Origin of the sequence: Streptomyces scabichelini, from assembly GCF_011045015.1 — a bacterium.
Classification (GTDB): Bacteria; Actinomycetota; Actinomycetes; order Streptomycetales; family Streptomycetaceae; genus Streptomyces; species Streptomyces scabichelini.
In genome coordinates this window covers 1-18,305 of record NZ_JAAKZY010000030.1, presented here as the reverse complement: position 1 = coordinate 18,305, position 18,305 = coordinate 1, and the positions used below count along the sequence as shown (strand labels likewise).

Here is an 18,305-nt window from a genome sequence, read left to right as displayed (position 1 = left end):
CTCACGTGCCTTACGAGAAGGGACACCACGGTGCTGACCCGCACCCTCGGCCGTACGCCCTACTACGTCGTCGCCGGAGGGCTGGCCGTCGTCTTCCTCTTTCCGCTGCTGTGGAACGCCTGGGCCTCCGTCAGCGGGCAGCCCGGCACGGCACAGGAGTCCGGTTACGGCCTCGGCAACTACCGGACGCTGCTCGACTACGACGCGGGCCTGTGGCGATACCTCCTCAACAGCACCGTCGTCTCCGCGCTGACCGTCGCCCTGACCCTCGGAGTGTCGCTGCTGGGCGGCTACGCCTTCGCCCGCTTCGACTTCCCCGGCAAGAACCTGCTGTTCCTGGCGACCCTGGCCATCCTCATGGTCCCGTACGCCACCCTCCTCATCCCTCTCTACGTACTGCTCGGCAGGCTCCACCTGCAGAACTCGCTGATCGGGCTGAGCCTGGTGCTGGCCATGTTCCAACTGCCGTTCGCCACCTTCATGATGCGGATCTCCTTCGAGGCGGTGCCGCGCGAACTGGAGGAGTCGGCGCTGGTCGACGGCTGCGGCACGGCGGGCGCGCTGCGGCGGGTCCTCCTCCCGGCGGTGCGACCGGGACTGATCACCGTCGGTCTCTTCGCGTTCCTCGCGGCCTGGAACGACTTCATCGCACCGCTGATCCTCATCTCCGACAGCGAGAAGGCGCCGCTGCCACTGGCCGTCGCGAACCTGCGGCAGCAGAGCATGGGCGCCGTCGACTACGGCGCCACCGAGGCGGGCGTGGTGGTCCTCGCCGTGCCCTGCCTCCTCCTGTTCCTGCTGCTCCAACGGCACTACATACGGGGCTTCATGTCCGGCGCGCTCAAGGGCTGATGGCTGACGCGGCGGGCGACCTGGCCGGACAACTGAAAGGACGAACCGAAGGCATGAAGTGGTGAAGGAGAACACAGCGGGGTCACTCGTCCTGCCGGTGGCGCCGACCCGCGGCAGGCTGCGACCGTTAGGCCTCGACGAGGTCAGGATCACCGGGGGATTCTGGGCCCGCCGCCGGCACACCAACGAGAGCGCCACCCTCGGCCACTGCCGCGACTGGATGGAACGCCTCGGCTGGACCGGCAACTTCCGGGCTGCCGCGGCGGGCCGCATCCACCGGGACCGGCGCGGCCGGGAGTTCGCCGACTCCGAGCTGTACAAGCTCCTCGAAGCCATGGCCTGGCAGGCCGGCACCGCGGGCACGCTCGACACGGACATCGCCGCACTCACCGAGGCCGTCGCACCCGCCCAGGAACCGGACGGATACCTGAACACCGCCTTCGGCCACCCCGGACAGCAGCCCCGCTACAGCGACCTCGAATGGGGCCACGAGCTCTACTGCCACGGGTTCTTGATCCAGGCGGGCGTGGCCCAGGCCCGGGCCCGGGGCGAGGGCGAGCTGACGAAGATCGCCCGACGAGCCGCCGACCACGTCTGCGCCACCTTCGGGCGGGGCGGCATCGAGGGCGTCTGCGGTCACCCCGAGATCGAGACAGCCCTGGTGGAACTGGCCAGGCTGACAGGGGAACAGCGCTACCTCGACCAGGCCGCGCTCTTCGTCGACCGCCGCGGCCACGGCACGCTCGCCGACAGCGAGTTCGGCCGCGTGTACTACCAGGACGACATGCCCGTACGTCGAGCCACGGTGCTGCGCGGCCACGCCGTCCGCGCCCTCTACCTCGCGGCCGGCGCCGTCGACGTGGCCGTCGAGACCGGGGACGACGATCTGCTCGACGCGGTCGTACGGCAGTGGGAGGCGACGGTCGCCCGACGGACCTATCTGACGGGCGGAATGGGTTCGCACCACCGGGACGAGTCCTTCGGCGACGACTTCGTCCTCCCGCCGGACCGCGCCTACTCGGAAACCTGCGCCGGCGTCGCCTCCGTGATGCTCAGCTGGCGGCTGCTGCTGGCCACCGGCGAGCCGCGTTTCGCCGACCTCGCCGAGCGGACCCTGTTCAACGTGATCGCGACTTCCCCGGCGGAGGACGGCCGGGCCTTCTTCTACGCCAACACCCTGCACCGACGCCACCGGGGCGCCGTGCCCGCCGTGGACGCGGTGAGCCCGCGCGCCGAGTCGAGCCTGCGCGCGCCCTGGTTCGCGGTGTCCTGCTGTCCGACCAATGTGGCGCGGACGCTGGCCCTTCTGCCCGCGTACCTCGCGACGGCCGACGACCACGGCGTGCAGCTGCACCAGTACGCCGACGCGGAGATCGCCACCTTGCTCGAAGGCGGCCAGGGGGTCGCGCTGCGCGTCCGTACCGACTATCCGTCGGGCGGAAGCGTGACCGTGCGCATCGACCGGTCGTCGTCCAACCGCCCGTGGACCGTGGCGCTGCGCGTCCCCGCGTGGACGGCGGGCGCCACGGCGTGGCTGGTCGACCCGGACGGGACCCGCCGCACGGTGGCCCCGGGCATGACCGAGGTGACCCGCAGTTTCCGGCCCGGTGATCAGATCCGGCTCGAACTGCCCGTACGGCCGCGCTGGATCCGGGCCGACCCGCGCGCCGACGCCGTCCGCGGCACGGTGGCCGTCCAACGCGGGCCGCTGGTGTACTGCGCCGAGTCCGTGGACCTGCCGGACGGACAAGACGTCGACGTGATCCGGGTGGACCCGTCCATCGCGCCGGAGGACGGGCCGGACGGCACCGTGGTCACCGCTGGACAGATCACCGCGTACGACGTACAGCGCGACGAGACCTGGCCGTACCGGCCGCTCGACGTTCCTGCCGCCCCGCCGTCCGCCGACCGCACGGGGATCGTCCTGGTCCCCTACCACTCCTGGGCGAACCGCGGGCCTTCGACGGTGCGGGTGTGGCTGCCGGCGGTGGAACCGGACCGTCCAGCCCCGCCGGACAGCACCCCCACAGGGAGGTAGTCGTGCACGGACCGCGAAGACGGCACCGTCACAGAAGCCTGGCCGGAGCGCCGGCGCTGGGGCTGCCGGTCTCGCTCGCCGCCACCACCCCGGCCGCGGCCGACAACTCGGCCAGGCTGTCCCGTCTACTCGGGGTCCGCGCAGCCCGTGCCCGAGCTGCCGGACGAGTGAGGACCGTCGCACCAAGGTCCTGAGTATGCGGCCGGGACGGCCACTGAGCTCGGCAGAAGGGATTCCGCGGCGAACAAGGTCGTGCGAGAGCTGCGCAACAAGGTGACTCACGGCCGCCTGACCTGAGTGGACGTGGTGCCTGGGAGTTATGACGTAAGTCGGTCCTTGCCCCGGACGGGTCGAGAGGAAGGCGCCTGACGGGCAAAAGCCCAGGTCAGGCGCTTTTTTCGTGCCTCTGGAAGAAGCCCGGCTTCCTTGGCGAATACGACACCAGAAGGTTCTTGGTCTGCTGGTGGACAGGCGTCACGCGTCGTTGACCTGCGTCGTGGCCACGTATGGCTCGTTGGGGCCGTCGGTCCGGGAATGGTCCGGATTTTGTCCTCGGTGAGGCGGGGCTGGTCATCTGTCGACGCCGCGCCCCTCGGCTCGTGGGCTGCTTCAACTCCTGGACTGCTCCGAGCGGATGTGTTGGCCGGTCCGGTGCTAGGGCGAGGTGGGCGGGTGGGGGGAGCGGAGTACGAGCAGGGTGATCTCGCTGGGGGCGAAGATGCGGAACGGTGGGCCCCAGAAGCCGGTGCCGCGGCTGGTGTAGAGGAGGGTGCGGGTGCCGTGGTGGCTGAGGCCGGCGAGGGCGGGCTGGTCGATGCGGACCAGGTGGTGGAAGGGCCAGATCTGGCCGCCGTGGGTGTGGCCGGAGAGTTGGAGGTCGATGCCGTCGGCTGCCGCCTGGTCGACGAACTTGGGCTGGTGGGCCAGGAGCAGGACAGGGTGGTCGGGGTCGGCGCCGTTCAGGGCTCCGGCGAGGTGGGCGCGGTGGCCTGGCAGGCCGGAGGATTCGGCGGTGACGTCGTCCACGCCGGCGACCACGAGGGTGTCGCCGCCGCGTTCGAGCAGCAGATGGCGGTTGCGCAGCGGCTCCCAGCCCAGTTCGTCCATCAGGTCGACCCAGCCCTGGGCCTGGCTGTAGTACTCGTGGTTGCCGGTGACGTAGACCCGGGCCCGGGTGGCTTGCACGGTGGCCAGTGGGGCAGCCTGGGCGCGGCGGCGTTCGGCCGTGCCGTCCGCGATGTCGCCGGTGTGGCAGACCAGGTCGGCTTCCAGCGTGTTCACCGTCTCGCACACCCGTGCCGACCAGCGGGCGCGATCGAGCGGGCCGTAGTGGGTGTCGGTGATCAGGACGACGCGGGTGCCGTCCAGCCCGGCACCCAGCCGCGGGAGTGGTACGTCGAGGCGGCGCACGCGCGGCACGCGGCGGGCCTCGGCGTACCCCCAGGTGAGCAGTACGGCGGTGATGCCCAGGACGGCCCAGGTGACGATGCGGGCCCGGTCCTGGCTCTCGCCGACGCCGGCCACGCTCAGGGCGAGCCGCAGGAGGACGCCGAGCAGAACGGACCAGGTGAACACGACCCAGCCGGCGCCCAGCAGGGTGTCACCGACGATCGCCGCCCGGTCCTGCTGGCGCCGGCCGTGGCCGCGCGCCATCGCGAGCGGCATACCTATGAGGCCGAGGGCGAACAGGGCGGTGCCGGCCAGCGTGACGGGCAGCGGCCAGTGCTGGCCGGCGTGCAGGAGCACCCAGCAGGGCACGGCCCACAGCAGGACGGGGGCGATCAGCGGGAGGTAGCGCATCAGGCGGAGCAGGCGACTCCGCCGCGGAGCTTGCACCTCGCTGTCGGCGAGTCGGGTGTCGCTGGTGTCGGTCACGCTTGCCCTCCCTGACCAGGCTGCCGTCTCGCGCACTGTATCCAACCGCCCTCGGGCCGACCGGACCGGCGTTCACGGGGGGGGCGACCCCGCGGGGCGAAGGGTTCTGGAGTGGTTGTGCCGCAGGAATGCGGCTGCCTGGGTGGGGTTCCAGCGGATCCGGGGTGCGCTGCCCGCTTGACGCCTCGGACGTGGCGGTCCCGCCGGCATTCCGTTCATGGATTCCGTTCATGGCGGTGGGCGTCGTCAGCGCGACGCCCACCGCTCGGTACTCGGACTCAGCTGCACTTACGTCCGGTGTTGATGCACTGGACCGCCTTGTTCATCAGCTTTGCGTCGAAGACGTTGATGAAGTCACCGTGGTCGGTGACCGGCTTGTGCTGCTGTTCGGGGAAGCTGTCCAGCGAGAAGAACGGCCGGGTCTTGCCGTTGTCCTTGACGCTGGGCGCGTCCACGTCGTACACCAGACGCTGCACCAACTGGGGAATGGCCTTGAAGCCGGTCGGGCAGTTGCCGCCCGCGTCGGCGAAGGCCACGTGCGTACGGTGGTTGGCGCTGTCGATGTTCGTACCGTCCCAGCAGCTCTGGAACTTGAAGGTGCGCACCACGTCGCTGCCTGACGGGCAGAGGGGGTACTTGTCCTTCAACTGCACCTTGTTCTCGAAGCCGGTGCAGCTCCATGAGGCATTGGCGTTGGCCGTGCCGTTGACGAACGCCTTGGCGTCACCGGTGATGATGCGCAGGAACTGGGGCATCGCCACCACCTTGCCGCGGGGGCTGCCCACGAAGTTCAAGGTGGCCTTCTTGGCCGTCAGAATCCGGCCCGTGTTGCCCTCGGCGCCGCCGCCCTGCTTGTCGGCGTCGAACTCCTTGGTGCCATCCTGGAGGCGCAGCACCGGCCAGTAGTAGGAAGACTTGTCGCCCTTGTTCTGGCAGCTGGTCCCGGCCTTGGCGAAGTCCTGGTTGCTCGAGAAGGCGTCGTTGTCCTGGTTGCCGACGTAATCGTGCACGTGGTGTGCGCCGTTGGTGACACCGGGCGCGACGATGACGTTGTCGCTGTTGTACAGCTTGTTGGCGTTCACCCCGCACTTGCTGACGAAGACACCCTTTGAAGCCTTCGCCGACTTGGCCGGCGTGCGCACATTGGACTTCACCTTGGTGATGTCCACGAAGTCAGCGGCGACCGGACCGTTACCGGTCCCGCCGGCATTGGTGTTGTTGCCACCCTGGTTGTTGCCGCCCTGACCGGCGGCGGGCTGGTTGCCGGTGGTACGGAGCGTGCAGGCCGCCAAAGCGTCAAGGCCCTGCGGCTTGGCTGCCACACGGCCGATGGCGATGGTGATCCGGTCGAGCGTCGCCTTCCGCTTGTCCTTCAGCGGGCCCACGATCGCGTTCTGGGCGAAGTTGGGGTCCTGCTGAATCGCCTTCTGGGAGGTGGAAAGGCGCTGGTATGCCTCGGATATCTGCTTGTCGAGGAGTGCCAGTTCCTTGTCGACCTGGGCCTTCGCCTTGGCGGGCACTGATGTCAACTGCTGGCCGACGTCGGGGCAGTCGATGGTGGAGGTGCCGGCCGCGAGCGCCTGGTTCTGGGCAGTGCCCTTCGGCGCGCTGGTTTCGTCGGCCGAGGCGTAGATGTTGACGGCCGCCAGTCCACCGGCCCCTATGGCCAGTGCGGCCGCCGCGCCTACCGCCCGGCGGGCAGTCTTCGATCTTTTTCGCGTGTTGCGTCTCATCAGGCCTCTCAAGGACATCTCCGGAGCCGGCAGGACTTCCGGCATGGGGGAGCACGTCCTCAGATACGAATGTGCGCGCCGAATGCTCAGTGAATTCCCAGGTTTATAGGATTCTCCATCCACAAAACAGTGCATGAGGGACTAATCCTGGCTGTCTCTGCGCCGGCGGGCGACGTCTCCCGGGCTCCGGAGGGTCGAGCCTTCCCGGCCCATTGCTGTGTCCCGGCCCCTCAGAACTGGACGTGCGGTTGGGTAAGCCGCCAGCGACATGGTTCGCCGGATCCGGCAAGGGCAAGCAGTTCGTCCAGCTGCGGGACGCCGGCCCTCCCGCGCCGAGCCCTGACCTGTTCCCCGGCCCAGGACGTCAAGGGGTGAGCTGCTTGTGCCCAACGACGGAGAGCAGTTCGAGCTTGCTGTGGCTCTCCGTGCCGGGGCGAGTGGTCAGCACCACCAGGGTCTGAGCGCGGTTCTCGGTGAACAGAACCTGGGCGTCGACGTCGATGCGGCCGAGTTCGGGATGGAGGATGGTCTTGCAGTCCTCGTAGCGTTGGGCGACTTCTTGAAGTTCCCACATGCGGACGAACTCGGGGCTGTGTTCCTGCAGTTCGGCGAGGATCCGGGCGGCTCGGGGGGTGTCGCTGCCGGCGGTCAGCGCGGCCCGCAGGCGTGCCGCCTGGGCGCGGCCGTGGCGTTCGCGGGCCTCCTCGGGAACCATCAGACGCTCGGCCGGGTCCATGAACCAGCGGTAGTAGCCACTGCTGGCCAGACCGGTGTGGCGGGTCTGGTCGCCGAGCAGCGCCACGGCCAACGGATTCATCGCGAGGGTGTCGAACAAGTCGGTCTGCACCATGGCCGGGGAGTCGTCCAAGCGGTCCAGGACCCGCATCAGCGTCGGGCTGACGTGTTCGGAGCGGTGGAAGCGGGCCGGGGCGTTGTGGCCGATGAGGACGAAGAGATGGTCGCGTTCGTCCGGGGTCAGCCGCAGTGCCCGGGCGAGAGCCGTGGTGATCTGGACGGAGGGCTGCGGAGCTCGCTGCTGTTCCAGCCGGGCGTAGTAGTCGGTGGACATGCCGGCGAGCTGCGCGACCTCCTCGCGGCGCAGCCCCTGCGTACGCCTGCGCGGCCCTTCGACCAGCCCGACATCGCGGGGGCGCAGCGTCTCACGCCGGTGACGCAGGAATTCCGCCAGTTCCTTCTTGTCCATGCCCCCATCCTCGCCGCATCCCGCCCGGCTATCCAGGGACCACCGATCCATGGCTGAGCAGTCCTCTCCCATCCGCGCGAAGCCCGCTCGTACGGCCGACGCCGCGGCGCGCGCAGAGAGACGACCCGATGATCACGTGAGCTCCATGAGCCGCTGGTAAATGCGCCGGCTGTCGGCGGTGCGCCGCAGGCCGACGGCCTGGAAGACGGCCTGCGGCGATGGTCCTCCGTCGAGGACGCCCAACGTACCCGCCCGCGTGCTGTTGTTCCGCGTCGGTCGTTACGGGTCGGTCAGCTGCCGCTGATCATGGTGAGGACGTCGTCGTAGGAGCCGTTGGCCTGCGCGTCGCGGATGAACCGGGCGCGCTCGACGACCAGCTCCTTCGCGTCGGGCTGCTCGCGCAGCAGGTCGAAGGTCTCGGTGAGGAAGTCGTCCAACGGCATGGACTGGTCGCTGTCCTGCTGGCCCATCAGGGTCGTGCGCACGCCCGGCGGGACCACCTCGATCACCTGAACGCCGGCGTCAGCACCGGCGAGCTGGATGCGCAGGCTCTCGGAGAAGGAGTGCAGCGCGGCCTTGGTCGCGCTGTAGGTCGGGGTGCTCTGATACGGGACGAACGCCAGCGACGAGGTGACGTTCATGACGACCGCGTCGTCCTTGCCCGCCAGCAGCGGCAGGAAGGCGTACGTCATCCGGATCGTGCCGAGCAGATTGGTCGCGACGTGATCCTCGGCGACCGGGAGTTCGGCCGGGTCCAGGAGGTTCTCCCGCAGCATGATGCCGGCGTTGTTGACCAGGACGTTCAGCCCCGGGTGGCTCGCCGCCACGGTCTCACGGGCCCGGGCGATCGAGTCGGGGTCCGCGACATCGAGGACGAGCGCGTCGATGCCCGGGTGCTCGGCCGTGATCTCGTCGAGGAGTTCCTTGCGCCGGCCGGCGACGACCACCTTGTTGCCGGCCTCGTGCAGACGCAGGGCCAGACCGAGCCCGATGCCCGAGGTTCCGCCGGTGATCAGGATCGTGTTGCCGGTCATCTTCATGAGGGTCTTACTCCTTCGGTACGGCGGGCCGGTGAGCGCCCGCAGCTCGACCGTAGGAGCGCCCGCGCAGGGGCGGGAGAGGACGGCTTATCCATGGATCGGCGGTCTCTGCCTGGTGGAGTGGTCCCACCCAGCGGATCCGGTGTCGCTTCTGCGCACCATGTCTGGCCAGCGGGCGCCTTCGGGGATGTGGGCTCGCGCACGTCGTTTTGGATATGGGGGGTGCCTGTCAGAGACGATCCGCGAGGTGCGCCCCTTGCCCGGGCTTTACCTGGGCGCCTAGGCCACGCCTAGGCCTGGTCCCTGGGCGAGCGCACAGCTGTGGAAGGAGGCTCGAATGCGCCCTGCTCCGAACTGAGCCCGTCCAGCAGGAGGTCCCCCAGCTCGGAGAAGGCGTCGCCGGCGGTCAGGCCGGTCCTCTCCAGGAGGACCCCCGACTGGACCGCATCGATGGTGACCGCCACGACCTGGGCGGCGAAATGACCGTTGAGCGCGCGGAAAGCGCCGGTCTGCACGCCCTCCTCGATCATTTCGTGAACCCGGCGCGCCGCTGCGGCGGAGTTCGTGCGGTAGATCTGCGCCGTCGGTTCGTAGCCCACCATGTCGTCGTAGAAGGCGTTGGAATGCCGGCGCATGGCCGTGCCGACGCCGGCGAGATAGACCCGGATCCGCTGCCTGGGGTCGGGCTCGGCCTGGACAGCCTCCTCGATCTCGGCTGTCGCGTCCCGGAAGAAGGCGCGGGTGACCGCCAGGACCAGTTGCTCCTTCGTGGAGGCGAGGCTGTACAGCGTCGCCTTGGAGCACCCCAGTCGCTGGGCGAGCTCATCCATGGTCACCGCGGTGAAGCCTTCGGTCAGGATGATCGTCTCGGCCTGGCGCAGCAGTTCGTCCCGCCGGCGTGTGTCGACGACCCGTCTGCGCGCCGTGCGGCGCGGGCGTCGGTCACGCGAGTCAGTTTGGGCCGTCACCGCAGCAGTCTCCCATGAGCGCCTCCGCCGGAAGCGGCGGGTGGTCGGCCGGGCCGGAAGGCCGACCCTTGCAAATGGGTACTAACGTACCGCCTAACGTACCCCTCTGGACTGTCCCCGTGAGCGACGTTCAGACAAGGGTGTCGGAACTCGCAGGCGATGTTTCCGCAGCAGCAACAGACCGCAGTCGACATCGATGAGGACCACGACGAAGGCTCATGCAGCGGCTGATCACCTGCTCGTCCGCCAGGTTCGCGGTTACCGGATGGAGGATCCGATGGAGATGCCACCGTCCACGTCCAGGACGATGCCGGTGATGTAGCCGGCGGCTTCGCTGGCGAGGAAGGCTGCGGCTTCGGCGATGTCCTCGGGCCTGCCGGTGTGGCGCATCGGGATCTTGTTCGTGAGTTTGTCGCGTGCCGGGCCGTTCATGGAGGCGAGCATGGGTGTGTCGATGAGGCCGGGTGCGATGGCGTTGGCGGTGATGCCGTGGCGGGCGCCCTCAAGGGCAAGGGTGCGGGTCATGCCGACGATGCCGGCCTTGGCGGCCACGTAGTTGGTCTGGCCGAAGTTCCCGCGCCATGACATGGAGGAGAAGCTGACGATGCGTCCGTAGCCCTGCCGTTTCATGGGGCCGAACGCGGCGCGGGCGCAGTGGAAGCCGCCGGTGAGGCTGACGTCGATGACCGCGTGCCAGTCGTCGTCGGTGATGTCCTCGACACGGTTGTCGCGGATGATGCCGGCGTTGTTGACCAGCACGTCGAGACGGCCGAGATCGGCAGTGACACCGGCGATCCAGGCATCGACCTGGGCCGAGTCGGTCACGTCCACCACGTCGGTGCGCAGTTTCGCGTCGTCGTGGGTCTGGACGATGGTGTCGGCGGCGTCGGTGAGGGCCGATTCGTTGACGTCGGCCAGTGCGACGTGGGCGCCCTCGGCGGCGAATCGGGTCGCCATGGCGAGGCCGAGCCCTTGTGCGGCCCCGGTGATGGCGACGACCCGTCCGTGGTAGCGATTCACTCGGTGTCCGCTTTCGTGGTGGTGTGAGGTGCGAGGAAGGCGCGCAGTGCGTCGGCCACGGAGCTGGCCGTCCAGTTGTCGGCGAAGGTGGCCAGTTCCTCGCGCAGGGCGTCCTCGGGGGCGGCACCGTCGATCCGGTGCAGCAGCGCCTTGAGCCGTTGCTGGGCGGGGCTGTGGCGGTCGGCCAGCTGGCGGCAGACGCGCATGGCGGTGGCGTCGAGGTCGGCTGCGGGCACGATCGCGTGGATCCAGCCGGTGTGCGCGAAGGCGGTGGCGGGCAGCAGCTCGCCGGTGAGCAACAGCCAGCGTGACAGTCCGCGTCCGACCGCACCGGGCAGCCGGACGCTTGACCCGCCGGCCGGTACCAGCCGTTGCTTGACGTGACCGTCGCCGATGAGGGTGGTGTCGGCGGCGACGACGACATCGCAGGCGAGTGCGAGTTCCAGGCCCCCGGCGACGGCGTGACCGTGCAGCACGGCGACCCAGGGTTTCGGGCTGGCCGCGATGCGGCTGAAGCAGGCCGACACGTCGGCCAGGAAGCCGACCGGGTTCTCGCCCCGCTCGTGCAGCTGGAGGAACTGGTGGAAGTCCCCGCCGGCACAGAAGCTAGGTCCCCTGCCCGCCACGGCGATCACCGCGGTGCCGGGGTCGGCCTCGGCGCTGGTGATCTGCTTGTTCAGGGCCTCGATGAGGGTGATATCGAGGGCGTTGCGCCGCTCCGGCCGGTTGAGCCACAGCCACCGGACGGGGCCGCGTTGCTCGACGATGAGGGGATCCGTGTCGGTGGTCACTGTGCCTCTCGGCTGGAAAGTTCGGTGCGGCGGCGATTGCGCAGCAGGTAGCGCTGGGTCTTGCCGCTGGGCGTCTTGGGCAGGGCGTCGATGAAGTGGATCGTGCGCGGGTAGGCGTGGGCGGCGTAGCGGGTCTTGACCAGCAGCTGGAGTTCGGTGGCCAGTTCCGGCGAGGCGTCGTGGCCGTCGCGGACGACGACGTACGCCTCGATGACCTCGCCGCGGACGTCGTCGGGTGCGCCGATGACACTGCACTCGGCGACTGCGGGGTGCTGGGCGAGGACGCTCTCGATCTCGAACGGCCCGATCCGGTAGCCGGCCATGATGATGACGTCGTCGTCGCGGGAGGAGAAGAAGAAGTCGCCGTCGGCGTCGATGCGCCCGGCGTCGCCCGTGAGGTACCAGCGGCCGTCCGCGGTGAACTTGGCATCGCTCTGCCCTGGGATCTGGTAGCCGCGGAAGGTCATCAGCGGGCTGGCGGCGACGTCGATCGCGACCCGGCCGAGCACGCCTGGTTCGGCGGGCTCGTCCTTCTCGTCGGCCAGGACGGTGACGCTCCAGCCGGGCAGTGGCCGGCCCATCGATCCGGCCTTGAGGGGGCGGGCGAGTTCGGGATGGTGGTGGTTGGCCAAGGGCATGCCGACCTCGGTCTGGCCGAAGTGATCGTGCACGGCGAGGCCGAGCGCGGAGCCGGCCCACTCGTTGACCTCGGGGGTCAGTGGCTCGCCAGCGCTGGACGCCCGTTGAAGGTGCAGTCCATGGGGCACGGGCACCGGCGAGGAGCGCAGTCCCCGGTACACCGTCGGGGCGGCGGCGAAGTCGGTGACCTGGTGGTCGACCAGGGTGCGCCAGGTCGTCTCGGCGGAGAACCCGCCGGACAGCAGCAGGCTGGGAATGCCGGCGGCCATCGGAGCGACGATGGCCGCGTACAGCCCGTAGGCCCAGCCGGGGTCGGCGGCGCACCAGTAGCTGCTGTCCTGGGTGACGCCGAGACCGTACTCCAGGTAGACCTGCCATCCGGCGATGTAGGAGACGGGGTGGATAACCCCCTTGGGCTTACCGGTGGTGCCGGAGGTGAACATGTGCACCAGCGGTCCGTCCCCGCTCGTGGTGACGGCGGGCACCGGCTCCGGCGACGCGGCCGCGACGAGGTCGGCCAGCGACACGTCACCGCGCGACGTGCCGGTTCCGGTGACGACGACACGGCGCTGAGGGTCGTCCGGCATGTCGGGGCCCGGGTCGAGTTTGTGGCGCTGGTCCGGGTCGACGACCACGACGTGCGCACCGGAGCCTTCCAGGCGCAGGGCGATGGCCTGGGGAGCGAACGCGGTGAACAGCGGCACGTAGACCGCACCGAGCCGCCAGATCGCCAGGATGACGGTGACCAGGTCGGTGCTCTTGCCCATCAGGGTCGACACCCTGTCACCCGGACCGACGCCAAGGCCCTGCAGCGCCCTGGCATAGCGGTGCGAGTCAGCGGCAAGCTCGCCGTAGGTGAGCGTGGAAGCCCCGCCAGCGGCATCGACAACAGTGAACGCCGGGCGTTCGGCGGGGTGTTGGTCGCACAGCAGCCAGGCCACATCGAGGGAAGAAGCCGCGAATCGTGCGGTCAACTCGGCGACCCGGTCGGCGGCGCTCATGCCTGGTCCTTCCGGTCGATGACCGGCAGGACCAGACGGCTGGGGTGGCTCGGCCCGTGATGGATGTGGTTGACCGCGGGAATCATCTGCTCCTCGCCCTCACGGGCGATGACGCCTCCGGTGTTGGTGTTGCGGTCGTAGCGCGGAAAGTTGCTGCTGGAGACGTCCACGCGGATGCGGTGACCGGGAAGGAACACGTTGGAGGTGGCCGTCATGTCGATGGTGATCTCGTAGACCGTGCCGGGCTCCATCAGTTCTTCTGCGGAGAGGCCGCCTCGATAGCGGGCGCGCAGGATCCCGTCGCACAGGTTGATCGCTTTGCCGTCGGGGAAGACGTCGACGAGCTTGGAGGTGAAGTCGGTGTCCACCGCTGAGGAGGACACGAACAGGGTGAGGCTGACCGGACCGGTGACCTCGACAGGCTCCTCGAGCACGGGGCCGGCGAAGCACAGGACGTCCTCGCGGGCGGCGACGGTCCGCTGGTCGACCGGGCCGCAGAATCCCGGTGTCGTCGGCATGGACGCCCCGCCGGCCGTGGGAACCGGGCGGCGCGGGTCGTAGAGGTAGGTGTCGTGCCCGGCGCCGGTCGGCGGCTCGGTCGTCAACACGCCGTCGCCGCCCGCTGTGTTGGCGTGACCGGCGCTCGTCAGGTGGAAGTCGGTCCACCTCGTGTCGGGCAGCGGCCACTCCTGCTCGTCGCGCCACTGGTCGATGCCCATGACGAAGATCTTCACGGGCGCCACGTCGTCGAGAGCGGTGGTGTCGCCGCGGAGCCAGCGGTCGAAGAACTTCACATGCAGGCCGGTCAGGCCCATCATCTGGGCACTGCCCAGCGGGCCGAAGGAGCGGTCGGGATAGACGCCACTCGCGGACATGTGATCCCACGGACCGATGACCAGCCGTTGCCCCTCGCGCGCCTGCGCACTGCCCGCCTGCCGACGGGCGGTGGTGTAGGTGCGGACGGTCTGGCCGATGTAGAGGTCGTACCAGCCGCCGATGTTGAGCGCCGGGGCCATGACGTTCTTGAGCTCGGGCGTGAGCTCCATGGCGTCCCAGTACCCGTCGTGGGAAGGGTGGGCCATCCAGTCGTCCCACCACTTGCCGTACGCCGCCAGGACCGGAACCTCGGCCATCGGCAGCACCTCGTTGAGAGGCTCGGGGAACAGGGCCGCCTGACCGAGCTGCTGCAGCTGGGACAGGGTGTCCTCGCCGGCCGCCAGGGAACGCTGCGCGTCGGCCGCGTACATCATGACGTTCCACATCGTGACCAGGCTCAGTGACAGCGCACCGCCCGCGGAGTACCAGGGCGCCTCGTAGTTGTCGATCGAGGTGAAGGTCGGCGCGATCGCCTTGAGGGCGGGGGCGCCGGTCACGGCGGTTTCCCACTGGACCATCCCGAGGTAGGACGGCCCGTACATGCCCACCGTGCCGTCCGACCACGGCTGGTCGGCGATCCAGGCGACGGTGTCCTCGCCGTCGGCCCGGTCGGCCATATGAGGAACGAACTCGCCTTCCGAGCGGTGGGTGCCCCGGCAGTCCTGCACCACCAGCGCGTACCCGGCCTCCACCAGAGCCAGCAGGTCGGGGATGGCTGACTGGCCGAAGCCCATCACGTCCTTGCCGTACGGCAGGCGCACGAGCAGGGTCGCAGCCTGTCCCTCGGCCGGATGCCACACGTTGGCGGCGAGGGCTACGCCGTCACGCATCGGAACCTGGACATCTATGTCGTACAGGTGCTGCATCGGTGCTCCTCGTTGAGCTGCCGGCGTCGTCCCGGATTTGGGTACGTTAAGAGGTACGTTCGTACCCTGTCAATTACCGGAGTAGTCCTGACCTACGAAGGCGCCAGCGAGATCCACGCCCCGGTCATCGGCCAGGCTGCCTACCGCTGACGCGGTCCCCTGCCCGCTTCAGTCAGGGAGTGAGGCTCCATGGCCGCCCTTTCGTCCTCGTCCGCCACCCCTGCCGCCCAGAACGACTGGACGTGGTCGCGCTCGGTATGGCTTCCGGGCGGCCCGAGCAGGTCATCGGCGTCCACTTCCTCAACCGGTGCCGGTCCTGGGCCTCGTCGAACTCGTGCCCTCCCTGCTGACCGGAACTCAGACCCGTATCCGCACCGAGGACTTCGTCACCGACACCCTCGGCAAGCACGTGATCGGCTCCCAGGACCGGGCGGGATTCGTCGCGAATGCCCCCCCCTCGGCCCGTACCTGCTCTCCGCCAGCCGCATGCTCGAAGATCGCGCCCGCGCTCGCCGCGGGGTGCGCCGTCGTCCTGAAGCCGCCGGAGGACGCGCCCCTCACCTCACTTCTCCTCACGTCGTTGATCGAGGAAGCCGGCTTCCCGGCCGGGGGCGTTCAGTGTGCTTCCGGGGCTCGGAGCCGTGACGGCGCAGGCGCCCTTCGATCACCCGGGGGTGGACAAGATCTCGTTCACCGGAAGCCCCGAGACGGGATTCAAGGTGGCCGTGGCGGCCGCGAAGTGATTTCGGCGCACGACCCTGAAACTCGGCGGCAAGAGCCCTCAGATCGTCTTCGGGGACGCCGATCCGGCCGGAGCCGCGCAGGGAGTGGCGGTCGGAATCTTCGCCAACCAGGGCGAGGTGTGTGCCGCGGACAGCCGCATCCTGGTCGCCCGTTCCGTGCTTCGTGAGCGGGGTGAATCCGGTGCCTACGGGTGCGTTGATGACGGCCCGCTCGGTGACCACGTACTTGTTCAGGGTCCTTCCTGTCAGTTGTCCACCGGCCGGTGAGTCGGCGAACTCGATACAGAGGGGGGAAGGTCGCGCGGTGCGCACCTTTCGTTCCGCGTCACCGCGCCGGACGGGCCGAGCAGCCCGACCGGCCCGACCGGCCGAGTGCGAGGCAGCACGACCTCCTGAGCGATCTCAGTCCGCGCTGAGGGGAATCCGCAGCCCCACCCGGTAGCCGCCTTCAGTGGTCGGGCCCGCCTCCAGGGTGCCGCGCAGGATGTCGGCTCGTTCCCGCAGGCCGACCAAGCCGTGTTGTGATCCGGGGAGGGACAGGGAGGGACGCGTGGGCGGGGTGTTGGTGACGGTCACTCCGACGTGGTCGCCGTTCTGCCACAGCTCGACGCAGGCCGTGGCGCCGGGGGCGTGCTTGCGGACGTTGGTCAGCGCCTCCTGGACCGTGCGGTAGAGGGCTCGTTGCGCCGGTGTGCCCACGGTGGGCGGGAGTTCACCCTTCAGCTGTGCGTGAGTGCCGCTTGATTCCACGAGTTTGTGCAGGTCGACCAGGGTGGGTTGAGGAGTCAGCTCGGTGGCTCGGCCGCCGGAGGCGCGCAGCAGCGTGACCATGGTGCGCAGTTCGTCGAGTGTGGTGACGCTCAGGGAACGGATCGTGCGGGCGGCCTCTTTGGCGTTCGGCTCCTTGGCGGCGACCTGCATCGCTCCGGCCTGTACGGCGATCAGGCTGACCTGGTGGGAGACCACGTCGTGCATCTCACGGGCCAGCTGGGCGCGTTCGCGGGCCAGCACGGCCTGGGCGTGCAGGGCCCGCTCGTGCTCCCTGGCTTCCTCGATCTCCGCCAGCCGCCGCGCCAAGTCCCGATGTGCCTGGAGGAGTTGCCCGAAGAGGACCGGGGCGACAGCGGTGGCCAGGCTGTACACGAAGTCGATCAGCGTCATGGTCCGGCCGACCTCGGAGAAACTGGCCAGGGGCCACGGAGTGCTGCTCGCCACGGCGGCCAGGGCGACGCACCCCGCCAGGAGACGGCGGTTGCGGGAGCGTTCGGCCAGGGTGAACAGCGCCACGAGCGGGGCGACGGCGATATCCTGCATCAGCGCGATGGGCAGGGTGAGCAGGAAGACGCCGAACGGGAACCTGCGCCGGAAGGCCAACGCGGCGCAGCCGAGCGTGGCCAGCGCGACGCCGGGACGGGTGTCGTCCCACAACATCAGCCATACGTCAACGGCCGCCACCGTCACCAGGACGAGGTCGACGACCGGCGCGGGCACCCGCTCCCGCAGGGCGCGTGCGCGATTCATCGTCTGGCCTCCGGCTGCGGGCGCTCGTCGAGCAGTCCGGCCCGCTGCGCCAGCAGCGCGGCCTGTACCCGGCTGGTCACCCGCAGCTTCGTGAGGATCGCGCTGACGTGATCCTTCACAGTGCCGGCACCCAGGTGGATGCGCGCCCCGATGTCGGCGTTCGACAGGCCCTCCGCCACCAGGACGAGGACATCGCGCTCGCGGGCGGTGAGCAGCCGGACGCGGGCCGCCTCCTTGTCGACGGCCGCCTCGGTGCGGGGGTGGCTGTGCAGCAGGGTGCGCGACGCCTTGGGGGACAGCACCACACCGCCCGCGGCCAGGGTGCGTACCAGGTGGGCGAGTTGTTCCGGCTCGGTGTCCTTGAGCAGGAAACCGGCGGCGCCGGAGTGCAGCGCGGTCAGGACGTACTCGTCGGCGTCGAACGTCGTCAGCATCGCCACGACGGGAGCATCCGGCATCGTCCGCAGCTCGCGCAGCACGGTCAGCCCGTCGACGTCCGGCATCCGGATGTCCAGCAGCACCGCGTCGGGCCGCTCCCGGCGGACGGTCTCCACGGCGTCGCCGCCGCTCGCGGTCGCGACGACCTCGATGTCGTCGGACGCGCCCAGAATGAGCCCGAAACCCGACCGGACCAGAGCCTCGTCGTCCACCACCACTACCCGGATCACGTGCCCGCCGCCTCACCTTCGTCCCCACCGCCCGACTCTTACCGCGCCTCGACCCTAAAGCTCCGGAGCGTCCCCGCAGCCTGTCGGGCGGCAGCTCCAGCCACCCGGCGGGGTATCGCCCTCCGGTCGGCAGGGGCACGGCAGCCTCTACACAGATGTGACATGTGCATCTCTGCGGCGGCCGCGGTGCAGCTCGCGGCCCGGGCGACGGCCGCGTACGACGCCAGTTGACGCAGGGTGGTGGCCTCCATGGCGGACGAGAAAAGGAATCGCCCGCTTGCATTGATGCGCTTATCGCATGGACAGATCTCGGTTTGATGCTGGACGCCGATCCGGTAGTGCTCCGAAACTCTCGCGTAACACCTCGGCCCGCCCCCGCCCCCGTCTCCTATACAAATCTCCCAGCCCACGAGACTCTCCCTGATCTCGTCTGACGTCTTCTGCTTGTTAAAAAAAAAAAACAAAAAAAG

Annotated in this window: 13 protein-coding genes and 2 pseudogenes; 4 read left to right on the top strand and 11 right to left on the bottom strand. The window is 69.4% G+C overall.

Annotation, left to right across the window (positions count from 1 at the left end; all coding sequences use genetic code 11):
• The first annotated feature begins 30 nt into the window (after positions 1–30).
• Both G5C60_RS12345 and G5C60_RS12340 read left to right on the top strand, forming a co-directional pair.
• The gene (locus tag G5C60_RS12345; protein WP_165258114.1) at positions 31–852 is read left to right on the top strand and encodes an ABC transporter permease subunit; all 822 of its coding nucleotides are present in this window, start codon (positions 31–33) and stop codon (positions 850–852) included.
• A gap of 61 nt (positions 853–913) precedes the next feature.
• Positions 914–2,890 (top strand): beta-L-arabinofuranosidase domain-containing protein, encoded by a 1,977-nt coding sequence (locus G5C60_RS12340; RefSeq protein WP_165258112.1) that lies wholly within the window; start codon positions 914–916, stop codon positions 2,888–2,890.
• A gap of 654 nt (positions 2,891–3,544) precedes the next feature.
• Here G5C60_RS12340 and G5C60_RS12335 read toward each other — a convergent pair.
• From G5C60_RS12335 to G5C60_RS12295, 9 genes are all read right to left on the bottom strand, one after another.
• A complete protein-coding gene (locus tag G5C60_RS12335) occupies positions 3,545–4,765 on the bottom strand; it encodes a metallophosphoesterase (protein ID WP_165258110.1) in 1,221 nt (406 codons plus the stop codon).
• Positions 4,766–5,043: 278 nt separating this feature from the next.
• The gene (locus G5C60_RS12330) at positions 5,044–6,498 is read right to left on the bottom strand and encodes a DUF1996 domain-containing protein (RefSeq protein ID WP_165258108.1); all 1,455 of its coding nucleotides are present in this window, start codon (positions 6,496–6,498) and stop codon (positions 5,044–5,046) included.
• Between the two features lie 364 nt (positions 6,499–6,862).
• Complete coding sequence (locus G5C60_RS12325) at positions 6,863–7,702, bottom strand: helix-turn-helix transcriptional regulator (protein ID WP_165258106.1); 840 nt, start codon at positions 7,700–7,702, stop codon at positions 6,863–6,865.
• A gap of 290 nt (positions 7,703–7,992) precedes the next feature.
• The gene (locus G5C60_RS12320) at positions 7,993–8,742 is read right to left on the bottom strand and encodes an SDR family oxidoreductase (RefSeq protein ID WP_165258104.1); all 750 of its coding nucleotides are present in this window, start codon (positions 8,740–8,742) and stop codon (positions 7,993–7,995) included.
• 290 nt (positions 8,743–9,032) lie between these two features.
• The gene (locus G5C60_RS12315) at positions 9,033–9,710 is read right to left on the bottom strand and encodes a TetR family transcriptional regulator (protein ID WP_165258102.1); all 678 of its coding nucleotides are present in this window, start codon (positions 9,708–9,710) and stop codon (positions 9,033–9,035) included.
• Positions 9,711–9,968: 258 nt separating this feature from the next.
• Positions 9,969–10,730 carry a 3-oxoacyl-ACP reductase FabG gene (locus G5C60_RS12310; RefSeq protein WP_165258100.1) on the bottom strand — a complete coding sequence of 254 codons (762 nt, stop codon included), beginning with the start codon at positions 10,728–10,730 and terminating at the stop codon, positions 9,969–9,971.
• Positions 10,727–11,521 (bottom strand): enoyl-CoA hydratase-related protein, encoded by a 795-nt coding sequence (locus G5C60_RS12305; RefSeq protein ID WP_165258098.1) that lies wholly within the window; start codon positions 11,519–11,521, stop codon positions 10,727–10,729. Before G5C60_RS12305 ends, G5C60_RS12310 begins: the two co-directional genes overlap by 4 nt.
• Complete coding sequence (locus G5C60_RS12300; RefSeq protein WP_165258096.1) at positions 11,518–13,161, bottom strand: AMP-binding protein; 1,644 nt, start codon at positions 13,159–13,161, stop codon at positions 11,518–11,520. Before G5C60_RS12300 ends, G5C60_RS12305 begins: the two co-directional genes overlap by 4 nt.
• Complete coding sequence (locus G5C60_RS12295; protein WP_206439409.1) at positions 13,158–14,903, bottom strand: CocE/NonD family hydrolase; 1,746 nt, start codon at positions 14,901–14,903, stop codon at positions 13,158–13,160. The genes G5C60_RS12300 and G5C60_RS12295 overlap by 4 nt, the downstream gene beginning before the upstream one ends.
• 307 nt (positions 14,904–15,210) lie before the next feature.
• On the opposite strand from G5C60_RS12295, the pseudogene G5C60_RS54080 reads away from it, so the two are divergent.
• Both G5C60_RS54080 and G5C60_RS54075 read left to right on the top strand, forming a co-directional pair.
• Positions 15,211–15,492 (top strand): annotated as a pseudogene (locus tag G5C60_RS54080) (aldehyde dehydrogenase family protein); the annotation flags it as partial.
• A 31-nt stretch (positions 15,493–15,523) separates the two neighbouring features.
• Positions 15,524–15,913 (top strand): annotated as a pseudogene (locus G5C60_RS54075) (aldehyde dehydrogenase family protein).
• 135 nt (positions 15,914–16,048) lie between these two features.
• Here the strand turns inward: G5C60_RS54075 and G5C60_RS12285 are convergent.
• Together G5C60_RS12285 and G5C60_RS12280 are read right to left on the bottom strand one after the other, a co-directional pair.
• On the bottom strand, positions 16,049–17,167 hold the full coding sequence (locus tag G5C60_RS12285) for a sensor histidine kinase (RefSeq protein ID WP_165258094.1): 1,119 nt from the start codon (positions 17,165–17,167) through the stop codon (positions 16,049–16,051).
• Positions 17,164–17,835, bottom strand: coding sequence for a response regulator (locus G5C60_RS12280; RefSeq protein WP_165258092.1), 672 nt, complete (start codon positions 17,833–17,835; stop codon positions 17,164–17,166). The genes G5C60_RS12285 and G5C60_RS12280 overlap by 4 nt, the downstream gene beginning before the upstream one ends.
• Positions 17,836–18,305 lie beyond the last annotated feature (470 nt).